Origin of the sequence: Kosakonia sp. YIM B13588 (genome assembly GCF_042788165.1) — a bacterium.
Classification (GTDB): Bacteria; Pseudomonadota; Gammaproteobacteria; order Enterobacterales; family Enterobacteriaceae; genus Kosakonia; species Kosakonia sacchari.
In genome coordinates, this window is the sequence record NZ_JBHZPO010000002.1 from 336,425 (window position 1) to 358,863 (window position 22,439).

27 protein-coding genes are annotated in these 22,439 nt (G+C 51.1%); 17 read left to right on the top strand and 10 right to left on the bottom strand.

Annotated features, from left to right (window positions below; genetic code table 11):
• Window positions 1-14: 14 nt before the first annotated feature.
• Window positions 15-854 carry a transporter substrate-binding domain-containing protein gene (locus tag ACFX4U_RS07315; protein ID WP_305736463.1) on the bottom strand — a complete coding sequence of 280 codons (840 nt, stop codon included), beginning with the start codon at window positions 852-854 and terminating at the stop codon, window positions 15-17.
• 200 nt (window positions 855-1,054) lie between these two features.
• The gene (locus tag ACFX4U_RS07320; protein WP_305736462.1) at window positions 1,055-1,447 is read right to left on the bottom strand and encodes a RidA family protein; all 393 of its coding nucleotides are present in this window, start codon (window positions 1,445-1,447) and stop codon (window positions 1,055-1,057) included.
• Between the two features lie 404 nt (window positions 1,448-1,851).
• On the opposite strand from ACFX4U_RS07320, the gene ACFX4U_RS07325 reads away from it, so the two are divergent.
• From ACFX4U_RS07325 to mmuM, 3 genes are all read left to right on the top strand, one after another.
• Window positions 1,852-2,604 (top strand): IclR family transcriptional regulator, encoded by a 753-nt coding sequence (locus tag ACFX4U_RS07325; protein ID WP_313507228.1) that lies wholly within the window; start codon window positions 1,852-1,854, stop codon window positions 2,602-2,604.
• Between the two features lie 352 nt (window positions 2,605-2,956).
• Window positions 2,957-4,357, top strand: coding sequence for an S-methylmethionine permease (gene mmuP, locus ACFX4U_RS07330; RefSeq protein WP_313507226.1), 1,401 nt, complete (start codon window positions 2,957-2,959; stop codon window positions 4,355-4,357).
• Entirely contained in the window at window positions 4,344-5,276 is a 933-nt protein-coding gene (gene mmuM / locus ACFX4U_RS07335; RefSeq protein WP_313507225.1) for a homocysteine S-methyltransferase, read from the top strand. Before mmuP ends, mmuM begins: the two co-directional genes overlap by 14 nt.
• Window positions 5,277-5,522: 246 nt before the next feature.
• On the opposite strand, the gene ACFX4U_RS07340 is transcribed toward mmuM, so the two are convergent.
• Window positions 5,523-6,428, bottom strand: coding sequence for an NADP-dependent oxidoreductase (locus tag ACFX4U_RS07340; protein WP_380217853.1), 906 nt, complete (start codon window positions 6,426-6,428; stop codon window positions 5,523-5,525).
• 105 nt (window positions 6,429-6,533) lie between these two features.
• Between ACFX4U_RS07340 and ACFX4U_RS07345 the strand changes: the two genes are divergently transcribed.
• Together ACFX4U_RS07345 and ACFX4U_RS07350 are read left to right on the top strand one after the other, a co-directional pair.
• Entirely contained in the window at window positions 6,534-6,767 is a 234-nt protein-coding gene (locus tag ACFX4U_RS07345) for a hypothetical protein (RefSeq protein ID WP_313507223.1), read from the top strand.
• A 265-nt stretch (window positions 6,768-7,032) separates the two neighbouring features.
• The gene (locus tag ACFX4U_RS07350; RefSeq protein WP_313507222.1) at window positions 7,033-7,569 is read left to right on the top strand and encodes a dihydrofolate reductase family protein; all 537 of its coding nucleotides are present in this window, start codon (window positions 7,033-7,035) and stop codon (window positions 7,567-7,569) included.
• 110 nt (window positions 7,570-7,679) lie between these two features.
• Here the strand turns inward: ACFX4U_RS07350 and ACFX4U_RS07355 are convergent, their stop codons facing one another.
• Window positions 7,680-8,084, bottom strand: coding sequence for a GNAT family N-acetyltransferase (locus ACFX4U_RS07355; RefSeq protein ID WP_313507221.1), 405 nt, complete (start codon window positions 8,082-8,084; stop codon window positions 7,680-7,682).
• A gap of 226 nt (window positions 8,085-8,310) precedes the next feature.
• The gene (locus tag ACFX4U_RS07360; protein WP_313507220.1) at window positions 8,311-9,186 is read right to left on the bottom strand and encodes a LysR family transcriptional regulator; all 876 of its coding nucleotides are present in this window, start codon (window positions 9,184-9,186) and stop codon (window positions 8,311-8,313) included.
• 108 nt (window positions 9,187-9,294) lie between these two features.
• Between ACFX4U_RS07360 and ACFX4U_RS07365 the strand changes: the two genes are divergently transcribed.
• The gene (locus ACFX4U_RS07365) at window positions 9,295-10,161 is read left to right on the top strand and encodes an NmrA family NAD(P)-binding protein (RefSeq protein ID WP_313507219.1); all 867 of its coding nucleotides are present in this window, start codon (window positions 9,295-9,297) and stop codon (window positions 10,159-10,161) included.
• Window positions 10,162-10,189: 28 nt separating this feature from the next.
• On the opposite strand, the gene ACFX4U_RS07370 is transcribed toward ACFX4U_RS07365, so the two are convergent.
• On the bottom strand, window positions 10,190-11,131 hold the full coding sequence (locus ACFX4U_RS07370; RefSeq protein ID WP_313507218.1) for an AraC family transcriptional regulator: 942 nt from the start codon (window positions 11,129-11,131) through the stop codon (window positions 10,190-10,192).
• A 94-nt stretch (window positions 11,132-11,225) separates the two neighbouring features.
• On the opposite strand from ACFX4U_RS07370, the gene ACFX4U_RS07375 reads away from it, so the two are divergent.
• Window positions 11,226-11,996: an SDR family oxidoreductase gene (locus ACFX4U_RS07375; protein WP_313507217.1), complete on the top strand. Its 771-nt coding sequence runs from the start codon at window positions 11,226-11,228 to the stop codon at window positions 11,994-11,996.
• A gap of 459 nt (window positions 11,997-12,455) precedes the next feature.
• Here ACFX4U_RS07375 and ACFX4U_RS07380 read toward each other — a convergent pair whose 3' ends face one another.
• Window positions 12,456-13,292: a MipA/OmpV family protein gene (locus ACFX4U_RS07380; protein WP_313507215.1), complete on the bottom strand. Its 837-nt coding sequence runs from the start codon at window positions 13,290-13,292 to the stop codon at window positions 12,456-12,458.
• Between the two features lie 206 nt (window positions 13,293-13,498).
• Here ACFX4U_RS07380 and ACFX4U_RS07385 point away from each other — a divergent pair, with 206 nt between their 5' ends.
• The 5 genes from ACFX4U_RS07385 (at window position 13,499) to ACFX4U_RS07405 (ending at window position 16,776) form a co-directional block, all read left to right on the top strand.
• The gene (locus ACFX4U_RS07385; protein WP_065368789.1) at window positions 13,499-14,176 is read left to right on the top strand and encodes a response regulator transcription factor; all 678 of its coding nucleotides are present in this window, start codon (window positions 13,499-13,501) and stop codon (window positions 14,174-14,176) included.
• On the top strand, window positions 14,176-15,564 hold the full coding sequence (locus tag ACFX4U_RS07390) for an ATP-binding protein (RefSeq protein ID WP_313507214.1): 1,389 nt from the start codon (window positions 14,176-14,178) through the stop codon (window positions 15,562-15,564). The genes ACFX4U_RS07385 and ACFX4U_RS07390 overlap by 1 nt, the downstream gene beginning before the upstream one ends.
• Before the next feature lie 49 nt (window positions 15,565-15,613).
• Window positions 15,614-16,051, top strand: coding sequence for a hypothetical protein (locus ACFX4U_RS07395; protein ID WP_313507213.1), 438 nt, complete (start codon window positions 15,614-15,616; stop codon window positions 16,049-16,051).
• Window positions 16,052-16,378: 327 nt separating this feature from the next.
• A complete protein-coding gene (locus ACFX4U_RS07400) occupies window positions 16,379-16,630 on the top strand; it encodes a barstar family protein (RefSeq protein WP_380217754.1) in 252 nt (83 codons plus the stop codon).
• Window positions 16,627-16,776: a hypothetical protein gene (locus ACFX4U_RS07405; protein WP_380217752.1), complete on the top strand. Its 150-nt coding sequence runs from the start codon at window positions 16,627-16,629 to the stop codon at window positions 16,774-16,776. Before ACFX4U_RS07400 ends, ACFX4U_RS07405 begins: the two co-directional genes overlap by 4 nt.
• 94 nt (window positions 16,777-16,870) lie before the next feature.
• Here the strand turns inward: ACFX4U_RS07405 and catA are convergent, their stop codons facing one another.
• Together catA and ACFX4U_RS07415 are read right to left on the bottom strand one after the other, a co-directional pair.
• Entirely contained in the window at window positions 16,871-17,548 is a 678-nt protein-coding gene (gene catA, locus ACFX4U_RS07410; RefSeq protein WP_313507212.1) for a type A chloramphenicol O-acetyltransferase, read from the bottom strand.
• A 378-nt stretch (window positions 17,549-17,926) separates the two neighbouring features.
• A complete protein-coding gene (locus ACFX4U_RS07415) occupies window positions 17,927-18,430 on the bottom strand; it encodes a DUF1003 domain-containing protein (protein ID WP_305737619.1) in 504 nt (167 codons plus the stop codon).
• A 312-nt stretch (window positions 18,431-18,742) separates the two neighbouring features.
• Here ACFX4U_RS07415 and ACFX4U_RS07420 point away from each other — a divergent pair, with 312 nt between their 5' ends.
• From ACFX4U_RS07420 to ACFX4U_RS07435, 4 genes are all read left to right on the top strand, one after another.
• Window positions 18,743-18,877, top strand: a complete 135-nt coding sequence (locus tag ACFX4U_RS07420; RefSeq protein WP_313507211.1) for a hypothetical protein — start codon at window positions 18,743-18,745, stop codon at window positions 18,875-18,877.
• A 1-nt stretch (window position 18,878) separates the two neighbouring features.
• Window positions 18,879-19,319 (top strand): GNAT family N-acetyltransferase, encoded by a 441-nt coding sequence (locus ACFX4U_RS07425; RefSeq protein ID WP_313507209.1) that lies wholly within the window; start codon window positions 18,879-18,881, stop codon window positions 19,317-19,319.
• 227 nt (window positions 19,320-19,546) lie between these two features.
• Window positions 19,547-20,290 (top strand): SDR family oxidoreductase, encoded by a 744-nt coding sequence (locus tag ACFX4U_RS07430; protein ID WP_313507208.1) that lies wholly within the window; start codon window positions 19,547-19,549, stop codon window positions 20,288-20,290.
• 150 nt (window positions 20,291-20,440) lie between these two features.
• Window positions 20,441-21,292, top strand: coding sequence for a hypothetical protein (locus ACFX4U_RS07435; protein WP_313507207.1), 852 nt, complete (start codon window positions 20,441-20,443; stop codon window positions 21,290-21,292).
• A gap of 241 nt (window positions 21,293-21,533) precedes the next feature.
• Here the strand turns inward: ACFX4U_RS07435 and ACFX4U_RS07440 are convergent, their stop codons facing one another.
• Window positions 21,534-21,800, bottom strand: a complete 267-nt coding sequence (locus tag ACFX4U_RS07440) for a carboxymuconolactone decarboxylase family protein (protein ID WP_380219129.1) — start codon at window positions 21,798-21,800, stop codon at window positions 21,534-21,536.
• A gap of 52 nt (window positions 21,801-21,852) precedes the next feature.
• Between ACFX4U_RS07440 and ACFX4U_RS07445 the strand changes: the two genes are divergently transcribed.
• The gene (locus tag ACFX4U_RS07445; RefSeq protein WP_305737618.1) at window positions 21,853-22,422 is read left to right on the top strand and encodes a TetR/AcrR family transcriptional regulator; all 570 of its coding nucleotides are present in this window, start codon (window positions 21,853-21,855) and stop codon (window positions 22,420-22,422) included.
• Window positions 22,423-22,439 lie beyond the last annotated feature (17 nt).

Consider the following 22,439-nt stretch of genomic DNA (forward strand, 5'->3'; position numbering starts at 1 on the left):
CCGCGGGCGAACAATCAGTATTGCGGATTCAGCGGGTAACGCGGTTTACTGCCGAACCATTTCTCATACAGCTGTGCGTTTTCGCCGGATGCGTTGATTTCAAAAAGGAATTCGTTCAGGTAGTTGGTCCATACCTGATCACCCTGTTTCACACCGAAGGCGTTGTACTCCAGCGGCACCAGCGCTTCGTTGGTCACGGTCAGCGACGGATCGAGTTTCGCCTGATAGGCGAGGAAGTTGTTATCTTCGATCATCGCATCAGCCTGTCCCTGTTTCACCGCCAGAATCGCCGCCTGGGATGAGTCGTACTCCTGAATTTTCACGTCGATGCCGAGGTTGCGTACTTCGTCACCGTTGGTGGAACCTTTCACCGTGGCGATGGTTTTTCCGGCCATGTCATGTGCGGACTGAATGCCGCTGTTTTTGCGCACCAGCATGGCTTCACTCGCTACGACATACGGGTTGGTGAAACCAATCTCTTTGGCGCGTTCCAGATTGCGGGTGAAGTTACAGAACACCACGTCAACTTTATTGGTCTGCAGGTTAGGGATGCGGTTGGCGCTGGTGGTGTTGACCATCTCCAGTTTGACGCCCATCTCTTTCGCCAGCGCTTTGGCCAGATCGACGTCATACCCATCCGGATTGCCGTCTTTATCGTAAAAACCAAACGGGGCAAAGCTCAGGCAGTCGCCCACGCGCAGTGTGCCGCGCTGCAGGACGGTTTGCAGTGCAGACTGCGGCGCCGCGCCGGCTTCTTTTTTCTCTTCGGTCGGCGTACAGCCCGCCACAGCCAGCAATACCAGCGCGCCGGCCAGTGTTGTGGCACTTAATTTCAGCGATGTCGTTGCATTCATTTTTTATGCTCTCTTTTAATGTTTGACGAGACGGTGTAATACCGTGTCACCCGTAATAAGCCAGGCGATCGCCCGCGCAGCGGCAGCGCCGATTATTTCGGGATATTCTGGTGAAAAAGCACAAGCATCAATTAATAACAGGCGGCCCTGGTGTTGGCGAAGAAAAAATAAAAACGCGCAGCCTGTTTTAACGGTTTTAATTATTTGCGGTCAGCGCGGAAACATTTCATATCCACTTCCACTTTGCAGTCGACCACTAAATCCTGCACGCTACAAATACGCGCTGGCGGATTATCACTAAATATCTCTCTGAATACTTTATTAAATGAACTGAAATAGCGCGCGTCGGTTAATACCGCCGTAACGTGTACAACATCTTCTATGCGATAGCCTGCTTCCCGCATGATGGCGAGACAGTTATCGAACGCCAGTTGCGTCTGCTCGATGATACCGCCTTCCACTACTTCGCCCTCGCGCATCGGTGTCTGGCCGGAGATATACAGCCAGCCATCGGCCTCAACTGCCCGTGCGAACGGCAGTTTCTGCCCACCTGTACCGGTGCCGCCTTCAATGCCATAACGCTTAATCGTCATGCAACGCTGCTCCTTTTTGTTCTGAGAATACCCGTCAGTAGCGGGTGATTGTTGTCTGATATATCAGATTTGTATCTGCAATATCGGATAGAGCAAGATTTGCACAGGTTTTTTGCTTTTGCAATATATCGCGAGGAATTTAATTTCTCGTGATGTCGTCGCGATCGCAAAATAAAAAAGTAATTAAGGTAATTCCTGGCTGGAAATGTTACCGCTGTCGTTATTTGAAAAATTAATCTGCACCTCATGCGCTAAAATGAGGCCCCAAAATAGAACAAATAAATATAAACACTGGAACTGAAATTTTAATTAACGGGGATGGGTTAACGACGCCGCCGGGTGTATGATGCTTTTCTTTTTTACTGTCTGGCGCGACCGCCCGACTGCATCAGGAGAATTTGCTTATGCCGGATGAGAAGTCATCGCGAGCACGCGGTGTTGACCGGGTTATCGACATTTTTCGCCAGTTGCATATCGCTCGTCAGCCCATGGCGATGCGCGATTTGATCGACGCCACCGGCGCGCCGCGCTCCAGCGTATATGAACTCGTCAACCTGCTGAGTGAAGCCGGATTGCTTGAACTGGATGCCGACGGTGCGGTGTTCTTCGGCCGTGAAATGCACTATTACGGTGCGGATTACATGGCGCATAACGATCTTATTCGCCGCTCACATCAGTTAATGGTTGAGATTGTGGCCCGTCATGGCGAGACGGTGCAGCTCTGTATGCTGGAAGGGAATAAGTACACCGTTGTGTTGTCGGAAAGTAATGCCCATCCGTTCAAAATCACCTCTGATGTCGGGGTGCGGGTACCGATTCCCTGGACTGCCACCGGTCGCCTGCTGCTCAGTAATTGGTTGGACAGTGCCATTCTCGATCTTATCCCCGAAGAGGATTACCGTCTGGCGAACGGGCAGATCCTCGACAAACAGGCATTCCTCGAAGATATACATCGTGCCGGGCAGCTGGGATATTGCCTGACCGAAGGCTTATCAGAGAGTTTTACCTGCTGCATGGCCGCACCGATTCGTTCCCGAAGCGGGCAGGCGGTCGCCGCAATCTGCTTTATGGTGAGTCGCGATACGCCGGAGGAGCGCCGTCAGATGTTGCTCAAAGAGTTGATTGTTTCCGGACAAAAATTATCGGATTTCACCTGAGCCTCTATTTCCTGTGATGGAAAATAAGGGATTTCCGGCTCGCCGGGTTACACCAGAGAGTGCAGAGTCGTATCGCTCGCCTCGTTGCGCTGCAAAAGCCCGCTGGTGTAGGCCCCGCAGAACGCCCCATTCCCACAACCACAGACGTTTTCAGTCCAACGGCAGGGGCCTCCAGACACGCCACATGCTTAGCTTGTCTCCTTTCTCCGGTGCGCTAACAAAACCACTTTCCTGATCGCTGTACGCCCTTTGCTTCTGTGTGTCTCAGCCCGGATGCTGGCCTTTTGTTGATAATAACGATATAAAGAACCCCATTACGGACATTTAGACATCTATACGTTTAGAAGGTGATATGCAGACACAACAAGAAAATGGCGAGCTTAAGCGCACCATGAAAACCCGCCATTTGATTATGCTGTCATTGGGCGGCGTCATTGGCACAGGGTTATTTTTTAATACCGGATACATCATCTCTACCACCGGTGCGGCAGGGACTCTGCTGGCGTATTTGATTGGGGCGCTGGTCGTCTGGCTGGTGATGCAGTGCCTTGGCGAGCTTTCCGTGGCGATGCCGGTAACAGGCGCTTTTCATGTCTATGCGGCGCGCTATATTGGTCCGGCGACCGGGTATACCGTGGCATGGCTCTACTGGCTCACCTGGACAGTTGCACTGGGTTCAAGCTTTACCGCCGCCGGGTTTTGTATGCAGTACTGGTTCCCGCACGTTCCAGTCTGGATATGGAGTGCCCTGTTTTGTGCGGTGATTTTTTGTCTTAACGCGATTTCAACGCGCTTCTTTGCCGAAGGGGAGTTCTGGTTCTCGCTGGTTAAAGTTGCGACCATCCTCGTCTTTATCATCCTGGGCTGCGGGGTGATTTTCGGCTTTATCACCATGAAAGATGGTTCACCGTCGCCGGGGCTTTCTAACCTCACCCGCGAAGGCTGGTTCCCACACGGTGGTTTGCCCATCCTGATGACCATGGTGGCGGTCAACTTTGCTTTTTCCGGTACTGAGCTTATCGGTATCGCGGCGGGGGAAACGGAAAATCCGCACCAGGCTATCCCGGTCGCGATCCGCGCGACGATTGCCCGCTTGATCCTGTTTTTTATCGGCACCGTTTTTGTCCTTGCCGCGCTGGTTCCGGCGAATGTGGCAGGGGTGGAGAAGAGCCCGTTTGTGCTGGTCTTTGAAAAAATCGGCATTCCATATGCGGCCGATATTTTTAACTTCGTCATCCTCACCGCTATTCTTTCCGCGGCGAATTCCGGGCTCTATGCGTCGGGCCGTATGTTATGGTCGCTGGCAAACGAAAAAACGTTGCCGGGCTGTTTTGCCCGCGTCAACAAAAATGGCGTGCCGTTGACAGCGCTGTCTGTCTCTATGCTCGGCGGTCTGCTGGCGCTGTTATCCAGCGTGATTGCCCCTGATACTGTTTTCGTTGCGCTCAGTGCCATTTCTGGCTTTGCCGTTGTCGCTGTCTGGCTCAGCATCTGTGCAGCCCACTTTGTCTTTCGTCGCCGCCACTTGCAGTCGGGCAAGCCATCTGCGGCATTGAGATACCGGGCACCCTGGTATCCGCTGGTGCCGGTACTTGGATTCGTGTTGTGTCTGCTGGCCTGCATCGGGCTGGCGTTCGATGCGGATCAGCGCATTGCGCTCTATTGTGGTTTGCCGTTTGTCGCCCTTTGCTACGGTGCCTATTTTCTCACCCACAAAACGAAATTGAAGGAGGCTGACTATGCCGCAGAGTAATTCCCTTGCCACGCTGCTTGAGCATCATCCCTTTGCCGTGCTGGATGGTGCCCTGGCCACCGAGCTTGAAGCACGCGGATGCAGTCTTGTCGATAATCTCTGGTCCGCCAAAGTGTTAATGGAAAATCCGCAGCGTATTCGGGACGTACATCTGGATTACTTCCGTGCGGGCGCACAGATAGCCATTACCGCCAGTTATCAGGCCACGCCCGCTGGTTTTGCGGCGCGCGGGCTGACTGAGGCGCAGTCGAAAGCGCTGATTGAACAGAGTGTGAAACTGGCAAAAGAGGCGAGTGACATTTATCGCTCAGAAAACCCCAATGCCGGTCCGCTGCTGGTGGCGGGCTCTGTTGGGCCATACGGTGCTTATCTGGCAGATGGCTCGGAGTATCGCGGCGACTACGTATGCAGCCATGAGGCATTTCAGGCATTTCATCGCCCGCGCATTGACGCGTTGCTCAATGCCGGTGTCGATCTGCTGGCCTGTGAAACGTTACCTTCTTTTGCCGAAATCGCAGCGCTGGTAGATCTGTTATCTGAATACCCGCATGCGCAGGCGTGGTTCTCCTTTACCTTACGTGACGACAAGCACTTGAGCGATGGCACTCCGCTGGCCCAGGTGGTGGACGCGCTGTCTGACTGTCCACAAATCGTTGCGCTGGGGATTAACTGTATTGCGCTGAGTAAAACCACCGCCGCCCTCAAACATCTGCAACGCCTCAGCGCGCTGCCGCTGGTTGTCTATCCTAACTCTGGTGAAACCTATGACGCCGTCACCAAGGCGTGGCATACACACGGCGAGAGCTGCGGATCCTTAGCGGCATATTTGCCCCAGTGGTTAGCGGCGGGAGCGAGAATTATTGGCGGATGCTGCCGGACGACCCCACAGGATATTGCCGCACTGAGTCAACACCGTTAACGGTGACGGGCAGCAAACAGGAGTCGTGGGCTGGAACTTATGGCTCACGGTGCCTTTCATCCGACTAGCATGAAGATGAATCGCTCTCTGCTTTAATCGATGGCTGGCGAAAAGTTTGTCCGTGTCCAACAACCGATAACCTCAACCTACTGACTGTATATTGCATGGCGGAAACATCCGTGGCTGAACCCGGATTGAAGCGCGGGGCGTGACGGGTAACCCGATTGCTTCTGGCAAGCTGCACTATTAGCAAACCTTGATGACAAGTTTGCCGGTCACATGTCCTTCGGCGCTTACCCGATGTGCATCGGCAGTCTGGTGCAATGGATATACGTCTTCAATATGAAGTCTAAACAGGCCATCGGCGCAGAGACGGGCAATTTTTGCGAGGGCAAGTTCCGGGTGTTCAGGAGGGCCGTGGGAAAATTTCGCGCCATAGTGCTCTGCAGAAAAATCCGCGACGGAAAGTACGCGAGCGGGATTTCCCACGATGGAAATTAATTCAGGTATGACCCCTGAACCCGCAACGTCAATGGCAGCATCGACACCCATCGGCGCTAAATGAGCTATTCGTTCCTGTAAGCCTGGGCCGTAAGTCGTCGCAATGGCGCCTAATGAGGCGAGATAGCCATGTTTAGGGGAACTTGCTGAAGCAATAACGGTAATGCCGCGCAGGCAGGCGAGTTGGACGATAGCCGTTCCTACACCGCCAGCCGCTCCGCTAACCAGCAGCGTCTGTCCCGTTTCAATATTTACTTCATCAAGAGCACGGCTGGCCGTATCAACAATCACGGGCAAGCCTGCTGCTACCTCAAAAGATACTGCAGCGGGTTTGGCTGCCCAATGTGTGAGGATAGCTTTCTCAGCGACGGTGCCGTCGCCAAAACCAAATACCGCATCGCCGATGGCAACGCCGGAAACGCCATCGCCAATTTCATCAACAATGCCGCTGGCTTCCACGCCCACCGTGAGTGGAAACACCACATCTTCGAATGCCTGATACTGGCCCTCTCTTCGTTTCCAGTCCGATGGATTCACCCCGGCACAATGCACCGCAATACGAATCTCCCCAGGTCCGGCGTGAGGAACAGGAATTTCATCAACGCGTAATTCATCAGGCCCACCGAAAGCGTGATAACGGATCGCCTTCATCGTGTTACTACCGTTTAAGCACGAAGGATGAGAAAAAGCAGGAAGGGTACTGACGGATAAATGCGGGTAAGAAGTTGAGTTTGGCATAGGTACGCTCCGTTTATCATGCCGCTACCGACGGGTAGCGATAAGCGTTTTCGCCATGTCATGGCGGCAACGCGGTTGATTTCGAAGACGCTGGTCAAACTGTGGGGAAACAGAATAGACGTGTACGCGATCGGTTCAGCAGCAGAAATGATCGTTTTTCGCGACGTGCCGGTGAGCCTACGCAGGCTGAAATACGCTGTCAATAGTGCCCTGGCGATTGTCTTTTTACGTCGTCAGTCGGGGCATCATTGATAAATACTGACTGGCGACATGCCTGCCCCTTGATCGGTTGCCGAATGCCTGTAGCGGGCGTTGATAACATGGCGATAGGTTACTTTATGGGGAGCAGATCACGGCTTTTCGCTCCATCCTGGATTCAACACCACACGATTTTTTACCTTAATCCATAATGGGGACGTTGCTGCTCTCATGCTACGTTTTTCCACAGGGAGCAGGTCAATATCGCTAACATGCCTAAACTCAACGGGATATATGCAACCTGAATACGGAGCTCCTGATGGTCACCACACATGTTTTTATCGCGGTCAGTCTTGATGGTTATATTGCCCGACAGGATGGCGACATCGACTGGTTATTGCAGCGCGATGATCCGACAGAAGATCATGGTTATGCAGCATTCATCGCGGACAAAGATTGGATCGTTATGGGGCGAGGCAGCTATGAGAAGGTGCTGACCTTTGACGAATGGCCTTATGATCGACCCGTGCTGGTGCTCTCCCGACAGCTAGCCGATACTCCCGTGCCCGAGAAGCTGAAGGGCAAAGTCCAGTTCTCATGCCGCACGCCAGGAGAGGTGCTTGCTGACCTGGCGGTGCAGAACGCACATCGCGTCTATATCGATGGCGGGCAAGTAATACAGTCGTTCCTGCGCGCAGGTCTGGTCGCCGATATCGTTATCACGACCGTTCCTGTCCTGCTCGGTTCGGGAAAACCGTTGTTCGGAGCCCTGAATGGGGATAGAGATTTGACTCTGTTATCAAGCCGCAGCTTCCCTTCGGGTCTGGTGCAGTCGCACTATCGGCTGACGTCATAAACCGTATATAAACGTAGCGGCAACCTCCGCTAAAGCGATAGTACCGCTCTGCTGCCAGCGGTACTGTTTTAGTTCTACGATCTTGCTTCAGTTCACTGAAAAGGAGCACATCATTCAACGTCAACACCTGCCCACATATAGTGATTATCAACGCCTTCAGTTCGCTCAAAAATGAACCCTAAAGCGAGGTAGAAATCATTCGCCGGGCTCGCTTTCAACGCGATGAGTCGGATAGCTTTCCCAAGGTTTCTGGCTTTTTGCTGTATGCGTTTTACAACCTCTTTTCCCACGCCCTTACCCTGAAATTTATTGTTGATATAGAAGTGATCCAGATAGAGGTACGTCGGGAAATCCCGCAGCACGTAAAACCCCACGATCTCATCCTGAGAACAGAGAATGAACGTCTCTTTATCCGTAAATGTCGAAAGGAAGCGGTCGCGTGCTCTGATGGGATCGAATCTGTTGATCGCCTCAAGACTCGGGCGCATAGCCTCAACGCGGAGTTCAGCCAGCATTGGTGCCTCATCAGCAAGAGCAGGGCGGATATGGAGATTTAAAGGCAAAGGAACCTCGCATCGCGTTGGTGGTTTTCTACGCAGAATAACACTCTCTTGCAGACCACCAGTGCAGTACAGCGTGGGAATTCGCTCGTGGTTGGGCAATCAAGAATAATGTCATCACTGCGCTGTAATCTTTTGCTTAACACAAATACACCATCCGGTAATACCCGTGTCGACCGGTTCAGACAGAGAACCAGCCGGTGGGATATTGCTCGCAGATGAACGTCACGAAAGCCTTAACTTTGGGGCTCTGAAGGCGACGGGATGTGTGCAGCACCCAAAGTTCAGTCAAGGTATCGGCTTCTCCCCAGCACACCAGCTCACCTTTTTCCAGCTGTTGGCTGACAATAGATTGCGGAAGCATCGCCGCGCCAGCACCCGCCAGGACGGCATCCCGCACGGTCAGAAGGGAAGAGAGGCGCATCACCGGTTGCGGCGCGAAACGACGCTGCCCGCCCTGAACGGTCCAGAGCTCGCCGTCAGAATAAGTTGACATCACGATCGCCGGGATCGCAGGCGCGTTTTGTGCGTCGCCGGGCGGCATCTCAAGCGCGGGAACCGCCACCAGCGCCAGTTTGTCTCTGGCAAACTGCCTGCCAACCAGCGTGCTGTTTTTGTGCGGATTAATACGGATCGCGACATCAAAATGCTCATCCACCAGGTCACTCATCCGGTTTTCAGCAATCACTTCAACATGAATGCGCGGATAGCGACGGCGAAACTCAGCCAAAAGCTGGCCAAGAGCCAGTTGCGAAAAGAGCAGCGGGGCCGCAATACGCAGCCATCCGGAGGGATTTGCCGACGCTTCCCGCGCGGATTCGACCGCTTCATCAATGTCACGTATAGCACCAACGGTATGTGACAAAAGGCGTTCACCGGCCTCAGTGATGTGCAATCTCTGCCCGCCGCGCTCAATAAGACGCACACCGAGTGCCTCTTCAAGATCCGTCAGCCTGCGTGAAAGGGTTGCTTTGGGTTTTCCGCTGGCGCGACTGGCCGCGCCGATGCCGCCAGAAGCGGCGATGAGGTGGAAATCTTTAAGGGCATTAATATCCATGGGGTGTCTCATTTATGGAACGAACCATCTAAAAAATAGCATCTTCAAAGCGAAAATGGATCGCGATAGTGTTTGTTCACACCAACCAAACACCACGGAGTAAATACCATGACCATCCTGATCACCGGAGCCACCGGCCGCGTCGGCCGCAACGTTGTTAACCAGCTTCTTCGCCGCGGCGTCGATTTCCGCGTGCTGACCCGTGACCCCGCAAAGGCCGGCTTTGCCGCAAATGTAGAGGTTGTGAAAGGCGATTTGCTGGATATCGACGCCTTGCGCGCCGCCTTTCGCGGCATCAAGACGCTGTTTTTACTGAATGCGGTCGCGGGTGACGAATATACCCAGACGATGATTACCCTCAACATTGCCCGCGAGTGCGGTGTTGAGCGCGTGGTTTATCTCTCTGTCTTTGGCGCCGATGTTTCCGTCAATGTGCCGCACTTTGCCGTGAAATATGGCGCCGAGCGCATGCTGAAAGAGATGGACTTTAGCGCCACCATTCTGCGGCCAACCTACTTTATCGACAATGAGGTCATGATTAAGGATGTGATCATGAATCACGGTGTTTATCCGATGCCGATCGGCGGGATTGGCCTGGCGATGGTAGACACACGCGATATCGCCCAGGTCGCGGCCATTGAACTGATACGACGCGATCAAGCGAGCGGAAAACTGCCTGTCGAGACGATTAATCTCGTTGGCCCCGATACGCTGACGGGGGAGGGTGCCGCCGCCGTATGGAGTGAGGTGCTGGGCCGCAAGATTATTTACGGCGGAGATAACCCGGATGCATTTGAAGCAAGCATGGCGGAATTTATGCCGAAATGGATGGCCTACGAGATGCGTCTGATGGCTGAGCGCTACGTCAGCCACGGCATGCTCCCACAGGATGGCGACAGAGAGCGTCTGGTCACGCTTCTTGGCCGCCCGTTGCATACCTACCGCGACGTCGTGACGGCACTTGCCGCGCAATAACATGCTCTTCTTGCACGCGGGCGCAGGCTTAAGGAAAAGCCTGCTCCTTGCTTAACGCCGGGGAAGGCATTTGCGGGATCGTCTGGCGTCTGAAAACGCCAGGGGGAACGCCCACATATTGTGTGAATGCCACGTTAAAGGCGCTCGCTGACTGATAGCCGACGTGAAAGGCAATTTGTTCGATTTTCTCTTTGCTGCTCACCAGCGCTTTTTTCGCTAACGACATGCGCCAGAAGAGAAGATATTGCCCCGGCGGCATCCCGACTGTCTCACTGAAAGCAGCAAAAAAAGCCGAGCGGGACATGGCGGCGTGGCGGGCAAGTTGGGCGATTTGCCACTCAACGCCCGGTTTTTCATGGATCAGATGCAGCGCGACGGCGATCTTTTCATGTTGCAGCCCCTTCAGGATGCCAGCCGTTTTCGGCAGATCATCATTACTGCGTAACGACTCGACCAGCAGCAACTGCAAAAGACGCATTAATACCCCGTCGCGCCCTGGTCGCCTGGCCCGGCTTTCATCCAGCAGAAGTTCAAGCAAGGTGGCGAAACGCCGTTGCCCTTTAATCAGGATCTCATTTGGCAGTAAAGAGACAATGAGTTGTTTATCCGGCGTATCGAATTCACAGTGGCCGACATGCATGACCAGATCGGCGGGCCCACTTGTTGCGCCAATCCGCACATGCCCTTCGCTGATAATCGTTGGCGTTGTGATGTCAGTTGAGCCAGCTCCGCCCGCATTGGTGTTCTCGAAAGCGTACGCTGCGGGTATCAGAATAAAATCACCGGCAACCAGTAACGTTGGACCTTTGCCGTTAACAGTAATCAGGCATTCGCCTTCCAGCACGGCGCAGTAAAAGGCCTCTCCGCCAGATTCCCGAACAATACGCCACTGCCTGCGCCCTTCAACGAGTTTTGAATGCGATGGCTTAGGATTGAGCAGGGCAACAATATCGGTTAACGGATCTGACATTGGACTCTCTCTAAAGTTTGCGGGACTTTTGATTATATATTGTCCGGCTGATGGCCGCTATGATCGTTGCTCTTGCCCCCAAAGAGGATCAAATATGTCTACTGTATTGATTACCGGTTGCTCTTCAGGTTTTGGCCTTGCCGCAGCAAAACTTTTTTTACAGCAAGGCTGGGAAGTGATTGCCACCATGAGAACGCCTGACCCGACCTGTTTGCCTGCAAGCGACAAACTGACGATCCTGCCGCTCGATATTACTTCCGCGCAGAGTATTAACCATGTCGTGAAAGCGGCGGGCGCGATTGATGTTCTGGTGAATAATGCGGGCTTTGGCGCGCCTGTACCGGTCGAACTTACGCCGCTTGCCACCGCGCAGCAGTTAATGAACACCAATGTGCTGGGAACGTTGTCATTAACCCAGGCGTTTCTGCCGCTGATGAGAGAGAAGAAATCAGGGGTAATTATTAACGTCTCTTCATCCGTGACCACCCAGGCGATGCCGCTGATTGGCCTTTATCGCGCCAGTAAAGCGGCGCTGAATGCATGGAGCGAGTCGCTTGCCATTGAAGCCAGGCCGTTTGGTATTCGTGTTCACGTGGTGTTACCGGGGCGCTCCCCGGAAACGAAGTTTGGCGAGAATGCGCGCGAGTATTTTGCAGGCATCGACGATCCCGCCTATGGGCAAATGGTGCAGGGGTTTATTCAGAGAGTGGGTGAGAGCAACTCACCCGTGACGCATGCGGATGATGTTGCGAATGCCATCTTCGCGGTTGCTCAGGATGCCAGTGCGCCGCTCTACACCGCCGCAGGTGAGGATGCCCAAATGATGCTGACAGAGGCACAGCATCGTTCCCCCTTCTCGTACTAATTACGCCGAACGAGAACGGGAGCCGCAAAAAAGTCACAGAGGGGATATTCCCCTCTGCGTATTCACAAATCGCGATGACTCCCATTTTCCATCTCTTCGCTGCGGCGAGAATGTTTTGCAAGGCCGCGACAATGTACCTTTTGATACCAGGCAGTGGCCTGCGCCAAATTTTAAAAAGCGTAACCGCGCTATTAATGCTGACGTTGTAATCACTTTTATTCTGTCATCAGATGATGTTCCTGCGCAGCCGCTACCGCCTGGCGATGCTATGTTTGCCCACTTGTTCGCTTCTGCTGATGCGCCAGCGGCGGTGAATAGATTTTATCCTGGCCTGGACTGATGCTTTCGAATTTTCAATGTGTTGCGATCCGCCCCCGTTCTCTGAACCGGGGCGGATCGAAGAGGTTTTATTGGCCGTGCGCAGCCATAAGCTGGCGGGAAGCACACGACGAACAACAATCAGAAGCGATATGTCACCAGCAGGCTTCCGGTGGGCGATGTTTTTCGTTGCACAATCGGGCTATTGCGCGCATCACCCGTCAACTGCGTAACGCCTGCTGCGGCAACCACGCTCCAGTCCTGGTTGAACTTGTGTGTCCAGTTAAGATTCGTTGACCAGGCGTAAATTCCCGCGCCGGCATCATATCGGGTAAACCCTGATGCGGCCGACTGGGAGGCACTGACCCCGTAGTAAGTCTGCATGTATTTTTCAGTTCCCCAACTACCGGTCAGCGCCAGCGTCACGGCATTGTTCGATGAAGTATAGAGCGGGCTATTAATGCCGAAATGCAGGGCCGCGCCATTGCTTCGCTCCGAAAGCGGCACCTCAGCCTGCAATTGCACATTAAGCCAGTCGGTCACCCCGTACCCCACGCCAAGCACACCGAGAGCCGAGCCTTTGACATCGCCCATACCGCGCAAATAGTCGCTGCCGTCGCTGATCGAATCGCTGTCCACGTCGCGATCCTTACGGCCTGCGCGATAGCTCAGCGCCGCGTTGTAATCGAATTTGCCGATGTTGTCGCCGTAACCGATGCCCCGCGTGGTGCTAACGAAGAAACCATTCGCCATCGTGTAATCAAGCACCAGGGCAGTTGTGACGCGGCTTTTATCCGCACCAGAGTAGCGTGGCGTAACATTCGCGCCGCCTCCCAGGGTCAACGCGTTGCCCGGATCCTGTTCTGCCGCCAGTATCGGGGTGGCCAGTAACGCCAGGACCGCGCCCGGCAACATTTTTTTCAGGCTGCGCCCCGAAAGTGAAAGGGGGAACTTATGACGCAGTTTGATGTTTCTCATTAAAGAAGTCCTTGTGGATTCAAATGATTACGATACAAGCGGGTGTTAAACGCCAGAACGCTCATTTTGCATGCGCACCCTAAAGTTCTTATGAGCCAAAAATGAAGAAAGAATGAAGCAAGTACAGGCGCTGCAAAGCTGATAGATTTCCTGCTACCGTTTTTTTCTTCAGACGTTCTTCATTCACTGTTGATACCGTAACCATTGTGAAAATTCTCCTAATCGAAGACGACCTGGATCTCGGCAATGGCGTGCGTATCGCCCTTGCAGATCAAGGATTTGATGTCATATGGGTTCGCCGCAAAGAGGATGCGCTGCATCAGCTTGATGCCTGCGTGCCTGAACTTGTGTTGCTCGACCTCGGCTTACCCGACGGCGATGGCATGAGCCTGATGGCGCGCTTGCGTCAGCAACTCAAGGGCATCCCCATCATCATCCTGACGGCGCGCGGCACACTGCACGATCGCCTCTCCGGGCTGGACGCCGGTGCAGACGACTATCTGGTCAAACCGTTTGTTCTCGCCGAGTTGTTGGCCAGAGTGCGGGCGCTTGCGCGACGTAGTTACGGTTTTGAGAACGAGGCGATAGAGATTCGCGGATTATCGCTTCATGTACCGACGCGACGCGTGACCGTGAATGCACGGCATGTTGAGCTGACGGCAAGTGAATATGCGCTGCTTGAAACGTTGATGCTGCGTACTGACCGCGTGCTTACACGCAGTTTTCTGGAAGAGAGGATCTTCGGCGCAAAAGAAAATATGAGTAATGCGCTCGATGTGCATATGGGGAATTTGCGTCGCAAAATCGGCGACGGCTATGTGCGAACGGTGAGAGGCGTTGGATATGTCATTGATACCGTACCGATCGAGAAGGGGGCAGGTTGATGCGAAATTTTTGGCGCCATCTGAGAACCCCAACGTTCGTACGGCGAATTATGGTAGCTCAAATGCTACTGCTCACCCTGCTGTGGTGTCTTTTTCTGACTTATGTTTTGTGGGAGGACTTGCGTAGCCCCCCGATATTAACGGGCAGCAAGACGTACGAAACCCTTTTTACTGTGGTTGAGAGTATGGACGATCGCCCGCAGGAGCGAACGCATGTACTGGCCGCGCTCAGTAAGGCGGTGCGGGAAGATTATGGCGGCGGTGAAGATCCAGAACTCTCAATCAGCCTCATCGTGCGGAAGAATAAAGAGATAATTTATGTCTCTGATGGCGCGCCAGCCGGGGTAACAAACACCCGCTATGGAAAAATTGAGCGAATTCAGAGTGAAGGTCGCGCCTGGACCAGCCGTACCTTAAAGTCCGCGAACTCCGACACGGAGGTCACACTTATCACTCCTGCCGGAGGCTGGAACTTCTTTATCTACCTGAACTCGCGTGGCTACTACGTCATGCCGCTGCTGGTATGCATTCCTTTTCTTTTGTTTCCCGCGTGGCTGTCGATCCGCATTGCGATGCGCCCCTGGAATAAGGTGGTAAATGAAGTTTCTCTGCGCGCGCCGGACGATCTCTCGCCCTTAAAAGCCGTGCCAAAACACAGGGAGCTTCGGCAGATGGTCGACGCTGTAAATGGCTTTCTTGCCAGGGTACGAGAAAGCTCTGAACGGGAACGCGTTTTCATTGCCGATGCTGCCCACGAGCTGCGTACCCCGCTGGCTGCGATGCGAATCAACGTGGAAGCTTTGCAGTCCTATGTCAGCAGTGACAGCCAAAAAGAGTTGCTGGCAGGAATTATTCGCAGCAATAGCCGTGCGGCTCGTCTCGTCAATCAGTTGCTGCTGATGATGCACAGCGAAGCGCGCATTGACACGGTTATGGAGCCTGTGCCGCTGACGACGCTCATACAAGAGCGAATGGCCGGGCTGGCACCGCTCGCGGCTGAGCGCAGGATTGAGCTTGAATTCTATGCTGAAGATGAAATCTGGATAACAGGTGTCCGCGAACGGTTGATGTCGCTTGTCGATAACCTTATTGAAAATGCCGTGAAGTACAGCCCTGAGGGCGGGCGGGTCGAAGTGGAGTTACGATCCTTAGAAAAATCCACTCAGTTACGTGTTTCAGATGCCGGGCCCGGTATTCCCGTTGAATTGCGCGAGCGGGTGTTCGACCGGTTTTTTCGCGATCCTAATCAGATGCAAAGCGGGAGTGGGCTGGGGCTTGCCATCGTTAAAGCGGTTGCGCAGCAACACGACAGCAGCATAAGCCTCAATACGTCTGCAGAAGGTGGGCTGATGGTTACGGTTGATTTCCCTAACCACAAGTCCGCCTGAAAAAAGTACAACGTTGATCCTGGTCCGGCGGAGGGTATCTACCTGAATTATGGAGTTAAAAGTGAAATACGTTGCCCTGGCAAGCCTGTTATTTTCGCTATCGCTCAGCGGGTGCGCCATAACCGTCAGCGAACTAAAAAGCAGCCACTCCTCTTTTGACGGCAGTTTCATGAGCAAGGCCGGGGCTTCAGATATCTATCGAACCATCAGGCACATGGCAAGGCAGTGTCTCGAATATGAGGCATATTCAGGAAATCTGGTCATCGTATTAAGCGAGTTTGACAGTGAGCGCAAAAAAGGGGAGATCAATCAAAAGCTCCTTTCACAGGGGTTATTGATTAACAACACGCTAATTGAAATAGAAAGCCGCGATGGCGACAACGCGCAGGTAAGCCTCTACACCACCAAGAACCTCCTGAGCACGGGCATCCGCTCACCAAAAATAAGCGATATTAAGCGCTGGGCTGGCGGCGATAAAACGTGCTAGCACGACACTCGCGTATCACTCAGCACCATCGCGAAATGTCCCGGGTTATGTGGCTTGCGATACGTTGATTAACACACCGCAGTTTGCGTAATACCTTCATCAGGATGAAAACGACAGCGAACCTCCGCTTCTCGCGCTGAGCGGAGATGCCCGCCCATGGCTGACTGCTTCGTGCCATAAGCGAAAGTTGGAAACCATCACGCTATTAAATTCAGGAACTGATATCCATATTCCATCGTCAAAATTAATTATTGTGGGTTAAAATAGTGAGATACAGTATATAGTTAGCCGTAAGCCCACTTGCCAGTAAGTAAAGGATAAAAATTAATGATTTTTAAATTCTATGAAAAATACCCATCTTTAGATATTTCTCAGGTCTTTTGCGCGCGAATAGATCCTGAAATACGACTGAGTTCGGAATTACTCAAAAGCTTTTATTATTTGCTGTGGTTTCCCGGATATTTTGGGTTCAACTGGGATGCATTAAATGATTGTCTATGTGATTTAAGTTGGATTGATAGTAAAAAAATAGTCATCATTCATGAGAAACTCCCGGAGTTACTTGATGGGGAAAAGTGATTTATCTCGATATTCTTAGCCATGCCGTTTTATCCTGGCAAGATGATAACGCTCTTGATTTTGAAGTTTATTTTAAGCAGGAAGACAAACAGCAAATCGAAGAGTTACTTACGCTTGCAAAAAGAAATGAAGAGTCAAAGGGATAGTTCAAACATGCCAAAGCCATCTCCGTTTCAGCTTTAGCGCCTGCGTCGTGCTGTATGCCCCATGTAAAAAGATATTTACTAGTATTCTGGCGCATTAAGCTTCGGGTTCCCCTGAATGTCTCAATAAGTCATCGCACATGGTTTGTAACTCATTAAGTAGTCTTGATACATGGAAACCATCGCAAACGGCATGATGTACCTGGACGGCGAGCGGTAACAGTACTTTTTCACCTTGTTGGTAATATTTTCCAATCGTGAACATGGGGGCGAAAAAGTTCTGCATGTTTGCAATATTAATATTAAAGCCGGTAAAACTTACCCAGGGGTTTGCAGATACGAAAAATACGTTTTCCCGAGACTCTTCTTTAGGCAGATAGGATAGGTTATTGCCATAGCGTGCAACGTCTTCTGAATAAATATCCAGGAAGTGATGAATATTACCATCGTAGTGACTCCATAATGACGAAAAAGTCTCTGTTTCATCATGAAAAATCGTATAGCATGGGTGAATATCATTCCAGACGACAAGCTCATTGCCTTTTATAGCCATACGAAATTCTGTATGCTTGTTTACTATTTTAGCAATGAGGAAAATTAATGTAGGATAAATTTTCCAGCCAGCCGCCTTTATATGTTTTAACAACGCGGTAATATCTAATTGTACAGTTTGACTAAATGTACATTGAGCAAAGGTCTGAAATGCCTCAAAATGCTCCTTCCTTGCCCAACGAGATAAGTCGACAGTTGTATATTCTGGAGTTGTTTTTTTCATTTTTAGCCTTTGCTCACCAATAATGAATAATGTTTTTCCGGTAGCCTAAGGTTTTTCTATAAATTAATCAAGTGCATAGACCATGAATCTTCCTCGTAGCGAACGAAATTATTAAGAGCGAGTATGTCTATCTTCATACGGGAAGAAACAGTACGTAAATATTCAAATAATGAAAATAGATTGTGCAATATGCTGGTATTTTCGTAACGACAAAAAGTCGTAGAATATCTGCTTCTCGCTCAAAATGGCCTCTCATGCCTGTTCAAAGAGCAGGCTTAGCGGGTGATTTTCGTTATGTTAAAGAAGTGAGCGGATCGCAGCCATAACTCCCGACCTCTACCAGCAGATCTCACAGTGGCACCAGCCACCACGAGATATTTACTGCTGCTGTTTGTGAAGCTCACGCTGCGCAAGCTGTAAGGTGATTGTTTCGATACGCTCGGCCATTTCCCGGGTCAGCTCGGTCAACTGAGTATTTTGTTTAAGCAATTCCAGCAGTTGTGCCGACTGCTCCTCGGCGAGTGTCTGGCGTTTCGTCATTGCGTCGTCCAGATCTTCGCGGTGTTGTGCATCCGCCAGCGCATGCGCCTGATCTCGCTCCGCCTGGCGGGTTTGCGCCAGCAGGATCAGCGGCGCTGCGTAAGCCGCCTGAATACTGAACGCAAGGTTGAGGAGAATAAATGGATAGGGGTCAAACTTCACAACACCGGCAACGTTCAAAATAATCCACACGATCACTACGATAGTCTGTCCAATCAGAAATATCGGCGTACCAAAAAAACGAGCAAAGGCTTCTGCTTTCAACGCAAACCACTCATCGCCAAAAGTATGCGTAATACCTTTCAGGGGGCGATATAACCGAAATTTTTTATCTGTGTGCATATCATAAACTTCCTGCTGGGGGGAGGTTGCCAGTATCACCGAAACGTTTTTCATCATGGGGCACTAAAGGCCGGTCGTACAAAAATATACGTCACGGATGTTATACGTCAGGTAACGCGCCTGCATAAAGCGTATCAACTAGCTAATTCCATCCACATTATCCCATCGGCAACAAGATGGTTGATGGTTCGCGGCTGGCAAGCTCACCCGGAATACCTTGAATAATTACTGCAGATCCTGGCCTGCTCTCCATTTATCACACGCGCCGTGGGATAAACTGCGCTCTTTCGCTTCTCACTCCGGGCGCGCATTATGTCTTCTGGCGCTGCCCGCTTCGTGCCAGAAACGGATATAAGCGATCCGGAATTTTTAAGCCTGGAAGCAGCGGCAGGACCCAAAATCAGCTTTGTTATTATGGAATTAACACTTACTCATCAAGGTATATGACATGTCGTTTAAGGTACGTGAAGCTAACGCTAAGGATTACGATGCATGGTTAAGGCTCTGGAACGGATATTTGCAATTTTCTGGCAGTACGCTGAGCGATGACGTTACCTTATCGACCTGGCGTCGGGTGTTGTCTCCAGACTCTGATGTCATCTGCCGGCTTGCAGAAGCCGAACAGGGCGTGGTTGGTTTTGCGATGTGCGTGTTGCATGAGGGAACATGGGTAACAGAGCCTCATTGTTATCTTGAAGATCTTTTTGTTGATGAGCGTATGCGCGGCCTTGGTGCAGGAAAGGCGCTGATTGAGGCGATATGTGAGGAAGCCCGGACGAAGTCATGGTCGAAAGTCTATTGGGTTACCAGAGAGTCCAATCCTGCCAGGGCACTGTATGATAAGCTTGCCGTGCTGGATAATTTTGTCCGGTATACCGTCAAGCTGTAAATACAGCAATATCTCAACCCACATTCCAGGCTTCGGGCAAATCGCCGTCCGATGATATGTTCAGGGGCGGCCTTGCGCCAGATGCGAAAATCGCTAATCCCTTATCACTCTTTTCAACAGCTTGTAGTGCCGTTTATTTATTAAAAATGGCACTAACGGAAAGATGTCATTCAGCCTCCTCATGTATATCTCCATCTCACATACTCATTAAAAAAGGGTGCATGAAGATGCTGAGAGGCAAAAGAGCGGTTATTACTGGTGGCGGCGGGGGATTTGGCCAGGCGCTTTGCGTGTGGTTAGCGCGAGAGGGCGTCGAGGTGGATTTTTGCGCGCGGCGGGCTGAGGATATGCAAAAAACCTGCAGCATCATTACTGCCGAAGGCGGCATTGCAAAAGGGTATATCTGCGATTTAACCCGACCGGAGTCCCTTTCTTCGTTTTCTTCACAGCTATTAACTTCAGACAAGCCCATCGACATTTTAATTCTCAATGCCGCTCAGTGGTTGTCAGGGACGTTAGACGATCAGGCTGAGACAGAAATTATCACCACCATCAGTTCAGGACTTACGGGTTCGATTTTACTGACCCAGGCATTGCTGCCCGGCTTAAGACGTTCAGACAGTGCTGATATCGTCTCCATTATCTCTTCATGCGGGATCCCGAATTTTACCGATTCAATTGCCCATCCCGCTTTTTTTGCCAGCAAACATGGGCTTAGCGGGTTTACAACGAAACTGTCGCAGCAGTTATCTGAAGAAAATATACGCGTTACCGGGCTGTACCCACCGGATTTCGAACTGACCGGGTTAGATACGGCTGTCGATAAGCACTCCAGAATGGGGGAACGACTGCTGGATGGGCGATCGATCTGGGAAACGATTCGTTTTGTGCTGACTCAACCGCGTAGTTGCCATATAAGCAGCATCTACTTTCAGGGGCCAACTCGCGAAGACATGAGTGGTAGGGGCTGAGTCCGCTGACGCTAAACAGAACGGCCACCGTCCACTAAAGGCCGTTTATTTACAGTAGGGATGCTTCAGTGACTGCAAATCACTTGTCCGTAATCGCCATATAAAGTTAAGGTAATAGCCTGTAATTATCACTTGCGGCCCATAATTCAGATGCGTAGATCAACGGATTATGTCCTTAAAGAGCAACAGCTTTTCCGCGACAAGCGTTTTATTTTTCTCGGCGAATCCATACATGGCGTAGCGGAATATACTCAATTAAGAAAAGATATAGCAGAGCGCTATTTTAAAAAATCGGCTGTATTGATATTTGAAGCGGATAGTAAAGGGATGCTATTTTCGCATCAACATAATGAACCTGCCATTTGCCGACTTCAAAACTTTCCCGGAATATTACGTACGCAGGAAACCTTAAATTTACTAACATGGGCAATATCAAGGCAAATTCCTTGCCTTGGAATTGACTGCATTCCTCGTCGAGCTGTAACTGAATTCACCCCGGAATGGCAATCCATTCAACAACGAAAAATTAATGAATATTTGAAGGCCAGATCGGGAATAAACTTTTTTGCATGGCGTGACTTCAATATGGCTGAAAATTTGATCAACTTAACTTCAGCGTATCCTGGACACCGGATGTTAATAATGCTTCACAATCTCCATATAAAACGGCGCGGTAGCCTTGAGAAAGCAGAATTACAGTTAAAATCCGTACGAGAATATTTTGAGGACGCATTTCCTTTGCAAAGTCATTCCATTGCTCAGCTTGCCCAACGTGGCAGTGCTTTACACAATGATTTAACGCTATTTGATTTTCAAATTACCGATCCTCTTTCTGTCGAACTTTTATCCGGTGCGGCTGCGTACACTTTGCTTACAACGGAACAAATACCTGATGCCAGCATTGCATGGCATCATGCTTTCGAACGTGAAACCATCACACCCAAAAATCAGTATGAGGGGTGTTTTATCTTTAAAGATGTGCATCCCCCGATAATTATTTAATCATAGAATTCAGAGCATTATGCATAACCTCGCTTAGCCAGCACAGCATTTCAGGCTTTGCGAGCGGCTTCATGCGAAAACTGATGCCCATACGATTAATGGCATTCATAGTGGCAATAACAATGGTCAGTTCAACCAGATTTTTTTCATCGAATACAGAAAGCGCTGCGGAATAGGCTTTATCGCAAGCGTGAGTTTCACTGATAAGGGTAATTTCTTCTGCCCATGCGAGCGCCGCTTGCTATGTATCCGAGAATAAATAGCTCGCTTCTCGCCAGACAGGCACCAGGCCTATCTTTTCGACGGACATACCAGCCTTGATAAGGTCGCGAGTATGTATATCGATACAATGCGCACAACCATTAATCTGTGAAACTTTTAAAAAGATTAAATGAATAAGATCCGCGGGTAAATTTGTCCCGGTAGTAGTGTAATGATGGAGCGCTCCGATAGCATTTCCACCTTCAGCAGAAACCTGAAACCAGTTTGGACGTTTCATCCCTGTCATTATTTCTGAGAAAATGGTTGACGAGGTAGAACGATCGTTCTACCTTTATCGCATGAACAAGAAAACGACCGATACACGAGAAAAAATCCTGTCTAGCGCAGAGCAATTGATCTATCAAAACGGTATTCATGCCACCGGCATGGACCTTCTGGTCAAGACCTCAGGCGTAGCAAGGAAAAGTATTTATCGCTATTTCGCGACCAAGGATGACGTGGCTGCCGCCGCGTTGAATGAACGTGATGAACGCTGGATGCACTGGTTCAGAACTGAATCTGATAAAGGCGATACCCCTCAGGATCGCATTTTGAATATGTTCACAGTTCTCAGGAGCTGGTTTGAATCAGAAGGCTTTCGTGGTTGTGCATTTATCAACACAGCTGGAGAAGTAGGTGACCCAGACGATCCCGTTCGCCAGATAGCAAAGCTGCATAAACAAAAATTGCTGGATTACACGCTCGAACTCACAGAGCAATTAAATATCGAGCAACCTGCCGCGCTGGCCAGACAGCTACTGATTCTGATGGAAGGTGCTATCACCATGTCGTACGTAATGGGGGATTGCAGCGCCGCCGACAGCGCACAGGACGTTGCGAAACTCTTGCTGGAACAGGCCTCTTCATAACGCCTGCGTATCAAAAA